Below are 9859 nucleotides of genomic sequence, written 5' to 3'. Positions count from 1 at the left end.
CCACCGTGGCCATGGACTTCGGCCGCGTCACGCTGCGCGAGGGAGACACGCCGGGGCGGCGGGTGTCGGGACGGCCGGGCGGGCGGGTGCCCGGGCGGCGCTGGGCCCTGGTCATGACCTTGTTCATGAGTCCCCGTTCGATGTGGTCGTCCGGTGCTTACTCCGGTGCCTACTGGGAAGTAACTTCCTGTTGGGCCTCTTGTACGGGGAGAACGCGGCGGCGGCAAGCAAGGCGCGACGCGCGTCGCGAGGCGGACAAATTCACTCATCAGAGTGAGCGAGGGGACCGTGACCCTTGGGAGAACAAGGGCGCACCGGGTGAGGCGAGGGGCCCGGAGTGGACGTCTCGGGGGGCGTGGCCAGGACTCGAAAGGAGGCTTGCGCACGTATCCTGAAGGCCGTCCGGGTGGCGAAACTCCGACCACGAAAGCGGCCTGCCATGCGTGTCTACGTCCCTTTGACCCTCTCCGGTCTCGCCGAGGCGCACAAGACGGGAGAGCTCGGGGCGGAGTCGGTCCTCGCGTACGCTGTGACGCCCGCCCTGCGCGAGTGGTACCTCTCCGACGACATCGAGGAGCTGGAGTACGCCGCGCTGAGCCGGGCCGCGCTCGCCTCCCTGCGACTGCTGGCCAAGGACCCGGGCGCACCGCGCCGCCGGGTCGTGGTCGCCGTGGACGTCCCCGACAACACGGCGGCGTCCGACCCCGACCGCGGACTCGACCCCGCCGCGCTCGGCGAGGTGCGGGTGACCGGCCCCCTGCCGCTGGGCAAGGCGGCCGCCGTGCACGTCGACGCGGACGACGCGGAGGCGGACGTGGCCGCCGCCGCCGAGGCCCTGGAGGCGGCGGACGCGGGGGACGACGACGCCCAGTTCGTCGTGGACGGTGCCGAGGACCACGAGCTGCTGTGGTACGCCACGCAGGAGATCCCCCAGCTCGTCGGGTCCGACAGCTGAAGAGTCCCAGGGGTCCCGGAGCTTTCAAAGCCCCCGGAATCCCGGGCCTGTCCCCGGCCCGCGGTCTCCTGATTGTCGGTGACGGCTAGTACGTTTTCGGCATGGGGAAACCATCAGGGGCGCACATCGTCTGGGACTGGAACGGCACACTCTTCCACGACAACGCCGCGGTCGTCGGAGCGACGAACGCGGCGTTCGCCGAACTCGGCCTGGAGCCGATCACTCTGGAGCAGTACCGCGCGCTGTACTGCGTACCGATCCCGAAGTTCTACGAGCGCCTGCTGGGGCGGCTTCCCACCGAGGCCGAGTGGGAGGTGATGGACGAGGTCTTCCACCGGTACTACGCCGAGCACCGCACCCGCTGCACGCTGACCGAGGGGGCGGTGGAGCTGCTCACCGGCTGGAGATCGGCCGGCCACAGCCAGTCGCTTCTGAGCATGTACGGGCACGAGGACCTCGTCCCGCTGGTACGGGGCTTCGGGATCGAGTCGCACTTCCTGCGCGTGGACGGGCGGAGGGGGCCGTCCGGCGGCAGCAAGGCCGAGCACATGGAGCGGCATCTGGGCCTGCTCGCCGGGAGGGTGGACCCGGAGCGCACGGTGGTCATCGGGGACGCCGCGGACGACGCGCTGGCCGCGCGGTACACCGGGGCCCGGGCGGTGCTCTACACCGGCGGCTCGCACAGCCGGGCCAGCCTGGAGAAGACCGGTGCGCCGGTGGTGGACACCCTCCACGAGGCGGTCGCCGAGGCCCATCGCCTCGTCATGGGGTGAGAACGGACGCCGAACGGACGAGAGCTGACGAGAGCTGACGAGAACGGAGCGGAAAAACAAAGGGGGGAAGGAGAGAGCGGGAGCAGGGAAGGGGAGAGGGAAGGGAGGGTGAGGAGAAAGGAGAGAAAACAGAAAAGGGAGAAAATAAAGGGAGAGACAGTCGAAGCGGGCAAGCGACCATACATCGCTTTCGTCTTCACGGCTCCTGTGCAGAACGTCAAACTTCTGCCCCCGGTTTTGTACACATACGGCTCATGACGGGCACCCTGTGAAGAGGGATAGCCTTGGTGGCGTGATCAGCGCGATGGCTCGCGGGGGCACCGTCGCCTCCGCTGTGTGTCCGGTGAGCGCGGACCGTCTCCGTGTCCGGGCGGCGACCGCTGATCCCTCTGTGCGGGTGGGAAACGGGCACGACGGCCCCCAGGACGCCACAACGACTCCGGGCACCGACGCAGCAGTGGAGAGCAGCGTCACACCCCTCAGGCGCGTCGAAAGTGACGGATGTCCCCCCGCTCATCCCACCCCCAGGCATAGCGTCGGAGTAGGCCGGACACCCCGGTCCGAGGCGTCACGCCGAAAGGGCGGAGACCGTACTTCCTTCTACGTCACGCAACGGCGCGCGACAGGAGCCAGAGGATCATGCAGACCAAGCTGGACGAAGCCAAGGCCGAGCTGCTCGCAAGGGCCGCTCGGGTAGCCGAGAACAGTCCGACCGGGGGACACCTTTCGGTCGGGCGGACGGGCGAGGGTGCCCCGGACCGGGACTCCGTCCTCGCCTTCCTCCAGCGTTTCTACCTGCACACCGCCCCCGAGGACCTGATGGACCGCGACCCGGTCGACGTCTTCGGAACCGCCCACTCCCACTACCGTCTGGCCGAGAACCGCCCGCAGGGCACGGCCAATGTCCGGGTCCACACCCCGACCGTCGAGGAGAACGGCTGGACCTGCAGCCACTCCGTCGTCGAGGTCGTCACCGACGACATGCCCTTCCTCGTGGACTCCGTGACGAACGAGCTGACCCGGCAGGGGCGGGGCATCCACGTCGTCATCCACCCGCAGTTCGTGGTGCGCCGGGACGTCACCGGCAAGCTCATCGAGGTGCTGCCCGACGCGTCGCCCGGCGAGCCGCTGCCGCAGGACGCGCTCGTCGAGTCCTGGATCCACGTCGAGATCGACCGCGAGACCGACCGCGACGACCTCAAGCGCATCACCACCGAGCTGCTGCGGGTGCTGTCCGACGTCCGCGAGGCCGTCGAGGACTGGGGGAAGATGCGCGAGGCGGCGATCCGGCTCGCCGAGGGACTGCCCGACGAGTCCCTGCCCGACGACGTGCGCGCGTGGGAGGTCGAGGAGGCCCGTGAGCTGCTGCACTGGCTGGCCGACGACCACTTCACCTTCCTCGGCTACCGCGAGTACCAGCTGCGCGACGACGACTCCCTGACTCCTCTGCCCGGCACCGGTCTGGGCATCCTGCGCGCGGACGCGCCGCACGCCGGTGACGACGGCCGCCCGGTCAGCCCCTCCTTCGAGCGGCTGCCCGCCGACGTCCGCGCCAAGGCACGCGAGCACAAGCTGCTGGTGCTGACCAAGGCCAACAGCCGGGCCACCGTCCACCGGCCCTCCTACCTGGACTACATCGGCGTCAAGAAGTTCGACGACAAGGGCGAGGTCGTCGGCGAGCGCCGTTTCCTCGGCCTGTTCTCGTCCGCCGCCTACACCGAGTCGGTGCGCCGGATCCCGGTCATCCGGCGCAAGGTCGACGAGGTGCTCGAGCGCTCCGGCCTCTCGCCCAACAGCCACGACGGGCGCGATCTGCTGCAGATCCTCGAGACCTACCCGCGCGACGAGCTCTTCCAGATCCCGGTCGACGAACTGCAGTCGATCACCACCTCGGTGCTCCAGCTGCAGGAGCGCCGCCGGCTGCGCCTGTACCTGCGCAAGGACGAGTACGGCCGCTACTACTCGGCCCTCGTCTACCTCCCGCGGGACCGGTACACCACCGCCGTGCGCCTGAAGATCATCGACATCCTCAAGGAGGAACTGGGCGGCACCAGCGTCGACTTCACCGCCTGGAACACCGAGTCGGTCCTCTCCCGGCTGCACTTCGTCGTCCGCGTACCGCGGGGCACCCAGCTGCCGCAGCTGTCCGACAGCGACAGGGAGCGCATCGAGGCCCGCCTGGCCGAGGCCGCCCGCTCCTGGGAGGACGCCTTCTCCGAGGCACTGGTCGTCGAGCTGGGCGAGGAGCGCGCCGCGGAGCTGCTGCGCCACTACGCGGGCGCCTTCCCCGAGGGCTACAAGGCCGACCACACCCCGCGCGCCGCGGTCGCCGACCTGGTCAACCTCGACCAGCTGAACGAGGACAGGACCTTCGTCCTCAGCCTGTACGAGCCGGTGGGCGCCGCTCCCGACGAGCGCCGCTTCAAGATGTACCAGAAGGGCGGCCTGGTCTCCCTGTCCGCCGTGCTGCCGGTGCTGAGCCGGCTCGGCGTCGAGGTCATCGACGAGCGGCCGTACGAGCTGCGCTGCGCGGACCGCACCACGGCGTGGATCTACGACTTCGGTCTGCGCATGCCCCAGGAGGTCAGCGGCGAGTACCTGGGCGACGACACCCGTGAGCGCTTCCAGGACGCCTTCGCCGCCGTCTGGACGGGCAAGGCGGAGAACGACGGGTTCAACGCCCTGGTGCTGTCCGCGGGACTGACCTGGCGGCAGGCGATGATGCTGCGCGCGTACGCCAAGTACCTGCGCCAGGCGGGCTCGACCTTCAGCCAGGACTACATGGAGGACACCCTCCGCCACAACGTCCACACCACCCGGCTGCTCGTCTCCCTGTTCGAGGCGCGGATGTCGCCGGACCGCCAGAGCGCCGGGAACGAGCTGGTGGACGCGCTGCTCGAGGAGATCGACGCGGCCCTGGACCAGGTCGCCTCCCTCGACCAGGACCGGATCCTGCGGGCCTACCTCACCCTCATCAAGGCCACCCTGCGCACCAACTTCTTCCAGAAGGACAAGGACGGCCGGCTCCACGACTACGTGTGCATGAAGTTCGACCCGCAGGCCATCCCGGACCTGCCGGCGCCGCGTCCGGCGTACGAGATCTGGGTGTACTCGCCGCGGGTGGAGGGCGTGCACCTGCGCTTCGGCAAGGTCGCCCGAGGGGGCCTGCGCTGGTCCGACCGGCGCGAGGACTTCCGCACCGAGATCCTCGGCCTGGTCAAGGCGCAGATGGTGAAGAACACCGTCATCGTGCCGGTCGGCGCCAAGGGCGGCTTCGTCGCCAAGCAGCTGCCCGATCCGAACGTGGACCGGGACGCCTGGATGGCGGAGGGCATCGCCAGCTACAAGACCTTCATCTCGGCGCTGCTCGACATCACCGACAACATGGTGGCCGGCGAGGTCGTGCCCCCGAAGGACGTCGTGCGGCACGACGGCGACGACACCTACCTGGTGGTCGCGGCGGACAAGGGAACGGCGCGGTTCTCGGACATCGCCAACGAGGTCGCCCAGTCGTACGACTTCTGGCTCGGTGACGCCTTCGCCTCCGGCGGCTCGGCGGGCTACGACCACAAGGGCATGGGCATCACCGCCCGCGGCGCCTGGGAGTCGGTCAAGCGGCACTTCAGGGAGCTGGGTGTGGACACCCAGACCCAGGACTTCACGGTCGTCGGCATCGGCGACATGTCCGGTGACGTGTTCGGCAACGGCATGCTCCAGAGCGAGCACATCCGGCTGGTCGCCGCCTTCGACCACCGGCACATCTTCGTCGACCCCGACCCGGACGCGGCCGTCTCCTACGCCGAGCGCCGCCGCCTGTTCGAGCTGCCCCGCTCCAGCTGGGCCGACTACAACACCGAGCTGCTCTCGGCCGGCGGCGGGGTCTTCCCCCGTACGGCCAAGTCGATCCCGGTCAACGCGCACATGCGCGAGGCCCTGGGCATCGAGGACGGCGTCACCAAGATGACCCCGGCCGAGCTGATGCAGGCGATCCTCAAGGCCCCGGTGGACCTGCTGTGGAACGGCGGCATCGGGACGTACGTCAAGGCGTCCACCGAGTCCCACGCCGACGTCGGCGACAAGAGCAACGACGCCATCCGGGTCGACGGCTGCGATCTGCGGGTCCGGGTCGTCGGCGAGGGCGGCAACCTGGGCTTCACCCAGCTGGGCCGGATCGAGTTCGCGATGCACGGCGGCCGGATCAACACCGACGCCATCGACAACAGCGCGGGCGTCGACTGCTCCGACCACGAGGTCAACATCAAGATCCTGCTCAACGGCCTGGTCGCGGACGGCGACATGACCGTCAAGCAGCGCAACAAGCTGCTCGCCGAGATGACCGACGAGGTCGCCGCCCTGGTGCTGCGCAACAACTACGCGCAGAACACGGCGATCGCCAACGCGCTGGCCCAGTCCAAGGACATGCTCCACGCCCAGCAGCGCTTCATGAAGCACCTGGTGCGCGAGGGCCACCTGGACCGGGCGCTGGAGTTCCTGCCCACCGACCGCCAGATCCGCGAACGGCTCAGCGCCGGGCGCGGCCTGACCGGTCCGGAGACGGCCGTCCTGCTGGCGTACACCAAGATCACGGTCGCCGAGGAGCTGCTGCGCACCTCGCTGCCGGACGACCCGTATCTGCGCAGCCTGCTGCACGCCTACTTCCCGACCCCGCTGCGTGAACGGTTCGCCGAGCAGATCGACAACCACCCGCTGCGCCGTGAGATCACCACGACCGTCCTGGTCAACGACACGGTCAACACGGGCGGTACGACCTATCTGCACCGTCTGCGGGAGGAGACCGGGGCGTCGCTGGAGGAGATCGTCCGGGCGCAGACGGTGGCCCGTGCGATCTTCCGGTCGGCGCAGGTGTGGGACGCGGTCGAGGCGCTGGACAACAAGGTCCCGGCCGACGTCCAGACCCGTATCCGGCTGCACTCGCGCCGCCTGGTCGAGCGCGGCACGCGCTGGCTGCTGAACAACCGGCCGCAGCCGCTGGAGCTCGGCAAGACCGTCGAGTTCTTCTCCGACCGGGTCGGGCAGGTCTGGGCGGCGCTGCCCAAGCTGCTCAAGGGCGCGGACCTGGAGTGGTACCAGCAGGTCTACGACGAGCTGTCCGGCGCCGGCGTGCCGGACGAGCTGGCCACACGGGTGGCGGGGTTCTCCTCCGTCTTCCCGGCGCTCGACATCGTCTCGGTGGCCGACCGCATGGGCAAGGACGCGATGGACGTCGCCGAGGTGTACTACGACCTTGCCGACCGTCTGAACATCACCCAGCTGATGGACCGCGTCATCGAGCTGCCGCGCGCCGACCGGTGGCAGTCCATGGCCCGTGCGGCGATCCGCGAGGACCTGTACGCGACGCACGCGGCCCTGACCGCGGACGTCCTGGCCGCGGGCAACGGCTCCTCCACACCGGAGCAGCGGTTCAAGGTGTGGGAGCAGAAGAACGCGGCGATCCTCGCCCGGGCGCGGGCCACGCTCGAGGAGATCCACACATCGGAGACGTTCGACCTCGCCAACCTGTCGGTGGCGATGCGGACGATGCGGACCCTGCTGCGCACGCACTCGTGACGCACGTCTGAGCAGACCCCTATGAGCATGAGGGCGCCCCGGACCGGCCGGTCCGGGGCGCCCTCATGCTCATAGGGTCCGCTCCTGCTCATGGGGGTCCAGGGGTCCCCCTTACGCCTCTCATATGAGGCGATTCCCGACATAACGGTAAAAATTTTTGTGTGACTCCGAACCTCCCGGTCGATGTGTCCCGCGCCGGCTGAGGCGCCCCCCGGAGGCAGAGCCGCCCCCCGGCCGGCGGCCGCCCCGGGGCGGGCCGTCGCGCCCTGGGCGGCGGTCGCGCTCCTCGCCGTCCTGCTGCTGGGGGTGATCGTCCGGCTGCCCTGGGCCGGCGATCTCGGTATGCACGCGGCGACCGTCGAGCGGTTGCGGCACAACCTGCTCCACCCCGGCAACCCGCTCGTCGACGCGGACACCCCGAGCCCGTACTACTCGCCGTGGATGCTGCTGCTCGGCTGCTTCGCCCGGGCGGCCGGCCTGTCGGTCTTCGTCGTCCTGCGGTGCGCCGCGCTCGCCGGGCTCGTGCTGCTGGCGACGGGGGTGTGGCGGTACGTCGGGACGCTCAGCGCACACCGGGCGGCGCCCGCCCTGGCCGCCCTGAGCCTCGTCCTGCTCTGGGGGACGGCCGTCATCAACTGGAGCGGCTTTCTCTCCCTGAACTCCCTCGCGCTGACGGTGTCGTACCCCAGCGTGTTCGCCCTCGGCCTCTCCTTCCACTTCTGGGCGTGGCTCACCCGGGCGCTGCGCACATCCGCCGGATGGCGGACATGGGCGGGGCTCGGGGTGCTGTGGGCGGTGATCCTGCTCTGCCACCAGTTCACCGGGCTCGTCGCCACCCTGGGCGGCCTGGCCGTGATGCTCTCCGCCCGGCCCGCGCGAACGCTGTGGCCGCGGTGCGCCGCCGCGGCGGCGCTGGGCCTGCTGGTGCTGCGGCTGTGGCCGTACTACGACTTCTTCGCCCTGTTCTCGGCCGGAGACGACCTGGAGGAGGTGCACCGGGCGCTCTACGGGCACTTCCCGGACCGCTACTGGCTGGCCCTGCTCGGGGTGGCCGCCCTGGTCCTGCGGTGGCGGCGCGACCGGTGGGACCCCCTGGTGATCTTCTTTCTGCTGGGCGCGCCGGTGTGCGCGGCCGGTTTCGCGGGCGGTCACTACTCCTGGGGCCGCGCCCTGCCCGCCGCTCTGATCCCGGCCCAGCTCGCCGCCGCGCTCGAAGCGGTCCGAGGCGGCCGGCGGGCCGTGCGGACCTGCTGGGTGTGGGTGCTGGCCGGAGCACTGGCCGTGGGCGCGTGGGCCCAGGCCGGGGTGCTCGGATACGTCGTCGGACGCGCCGCGCTGCCGGGCGTGCTCGCGGCCCGTCACACCCCGCCCTGGACCGGGTACTCCTGGATCACTCCGTATGTGAGGTACGGGGACGTGGTCATGGCGCGGACGTTCCCCTCCCGGATGATCCCGGCCTACGGCCCCTACACCGTCGCCCCCGGGTACCCGGACTTCTTCCTGCCGGACGAGCGCCGGCGCGAGCGGGCGGTGCGGGACTACTACGCACGCGGCACCCCGGCCGCCGCACGCAGAAGGATCCTGCGTGCGTACGGGGTGCGCTGGGTGCTGGACGGGCGCGGCTCGGGGCGGGACCCGGGTCTGCGGGCGGTGGCCCGGGGCCCGGGGGACGAGGTGCTGTACGCCGTGGTGCCGTGACCGTGGTCCGGCCGGCTACTTCCTGGCGCGACCGTTGGTGAAGTCCTCGTACTCCTTGAGCACCTCGTCGGTGGGCCCGTCCATGCGCAGCTCGCCGCGCTCCAGCCACAGCACGCGCTCGCAGGTGTCGCGGATCGACTTGTTGCTGTGGCTGACCAGGAAGACCGTGCCCGCCTCCGCGCGCAGCTCCCGGATGCGTTCCTCGGAGCGCTTCTGGAACTTGCGGTCGCCGGTGGCCAGCGCCTCGTCGATCAGCAGGACGTCGTGCTTCTTCGCGGCGGCGATGGAGAAGCGCAGCCGGGCCGCCATGCCGGAGGAGTAGGTGCGCATCGGCAGGGAGATGAAGTCGCCCTTCTCGTTGATGCCGGAGAAGTCGACGATCTCCTGGTAGCGCGCCTTGATCTCCTCGCGGGACATGCCCATGGCCAGCCCGCCGAGGTAGACGTTGCGCTCGCCGGTCAGGTCGTTCATCAGCGCCGCGTTCACCCCGAGCAGCGACGGCTGGCCGTCGGTGTAGATCTTGCCGTTCTCCACCGGCAGCAGGCCCGCGATGGCCTTGAGCAGCGTGGACTTGCCGGAGCCGTTGGTGCCGATCAGGCCGATGGCCTCGCCGCGGTAGGCGATGAAGGAGACCTTCTTCACCGCGTGCACCCGGCGTACACCGGCGGCCTTCTCGGCCTTCTTGCGGCGCAGGATGCGGTTGAGGGCGGCGGTCGCGCTGCCGCGCCCGGAACCGCCTCCGTTGACCCGGTAGACGATGTCGACGTTGTCGACGATGACGGTGGGCACGCGCTGCGTGTCATCCTGCCGGCCGTCTCGCCGGTCGTGTGCGCGGTCCGCCTCAGCCACGGCCGTACCTCTCCTC

General features: G+C 70.2%; 5 protein-coding genes. 4 read left to right on the top strand and 1 reads right to left on the bottom strand.

Annotated elements, in window-relative coordinates; all coding sequences use genetic code 11:
• The first annotated feature begins 439 nt into the window (after nt 1-439).
• The 4 genes from ABD224_RS28140 to ABD224_RS28125 all read left to right on the top strand — a co-directional run bounded on the left by ABD224_RS28140 (nt 440) and on the right by ABD224_RS28125 (nt 8994).
• Nucleotides 440-955 carry a DUF6912 family protein gene (locus ABD224_RS28140; protein WP_344054936.1) on the top strand — a complete coding sequence of 172 codons (516 nt, stop codon included), beginning with the start codon at nt 440-442 and terminating at the stop codon, nt 953-955.
• A 101-nt stretch (nt 956-1056) separates the two neighbouring features.
• Entirely contained in the window at nt 1057-1728 is a 672-nt protein-coding gene (locus ABD224_RS28135) for an HAD family hydrolase (RefSeq protein WP_344054934.1), read from the top strand.
• Nucleotides 1729-2367: 639 nt separating this feature from the next.
• On the top strand, nt 2368-7296 hold the full coding sequence (locus ABD224_RS28130) for an NAD-glutamate dehydrogenase (RefSeq protein ID WP_344054932.1): 4929 nt from the start codon (nt 2368-2370) through the stop codon (nt 7294-7296).
• A 183-nt stretch (nt 7297-7479) separates the two neighbouring features.
• Nucleotides 7480-8994, top strand: a complete 1515-nt coding sequence (locus ABD224_RS28125) for a hypothetical protein (protein ID WP_344054930.1) — start codon at nt 7480-7482, stop codon at nt 8992-8994.
• A 15-nt stretch (nt 8995-9009) separates the two neighbouring features.
• Here the strand turns inward: ABD224_RS28125 and ABD224_RS28120 are convergent, their stop codons facing one another.
• Nucleotides 9010-9843, bottom strand: a complete 834-nt coding sequence (locus ABD224_RS28120; protein ID WP_344054928.1) for an ABC transporter ATP-binding protein — start codon at nt 9841-9843, stop codon at nt 9010-9012.
• Between the last annotated feature and the right edge of the window lie 16 nt (nt 9844-9859).

This window comes from Streptomyces thermoalcalitolerans (assembly GCF_039525155.1).
Taxonomy (GTDB): domain Bacteria; phylum Actinomycetota; class Actinomycetes; order Streptomycetales; family Streptomycetaceae; genus Streptomyces; species Streptomyces thermovulgaris.
The sequence above is the reverse complement of the archived record's forward strand: the minus strand, read 5'-3'. Positions and strand labels throughout refer to the sequence as shown.

What these genes read in the sequence shown, in the direction of transcription:
- ABD224_RS28125 (WP_344054930.1), top strand. Translation starts at nt 7,480, where the DNA reads ATGTGTCCCGCGCCGGCTGAGGCGCCCCCCGGAGGCAGAGCCGCCCCC.
- ABD224_RS28130 (WP_344054932.1), top strand. Translation starts at nt 2,368, where the DNA reads ATGCAGACCAAGCTGGACGAAGCCAAGGCCGAGCTGCTCGCAAGGGCC.
- ABD224_RS28140 (WP_344054936.1), top strand. Translation starts at nt 440, where the DNA reads ATGCGTGTCTACGTCCCTTTGACCCTCTCCGGTCTCGCCGAGGCGCAC.
- ABD224_RS28135 (WP_344054934.1), top strand. Translation starts at nt 1,057, where the DNA reads ATGGGGAAACCATCAGGGGCGCACATCGTCTGGGACTGGAACGGCACA.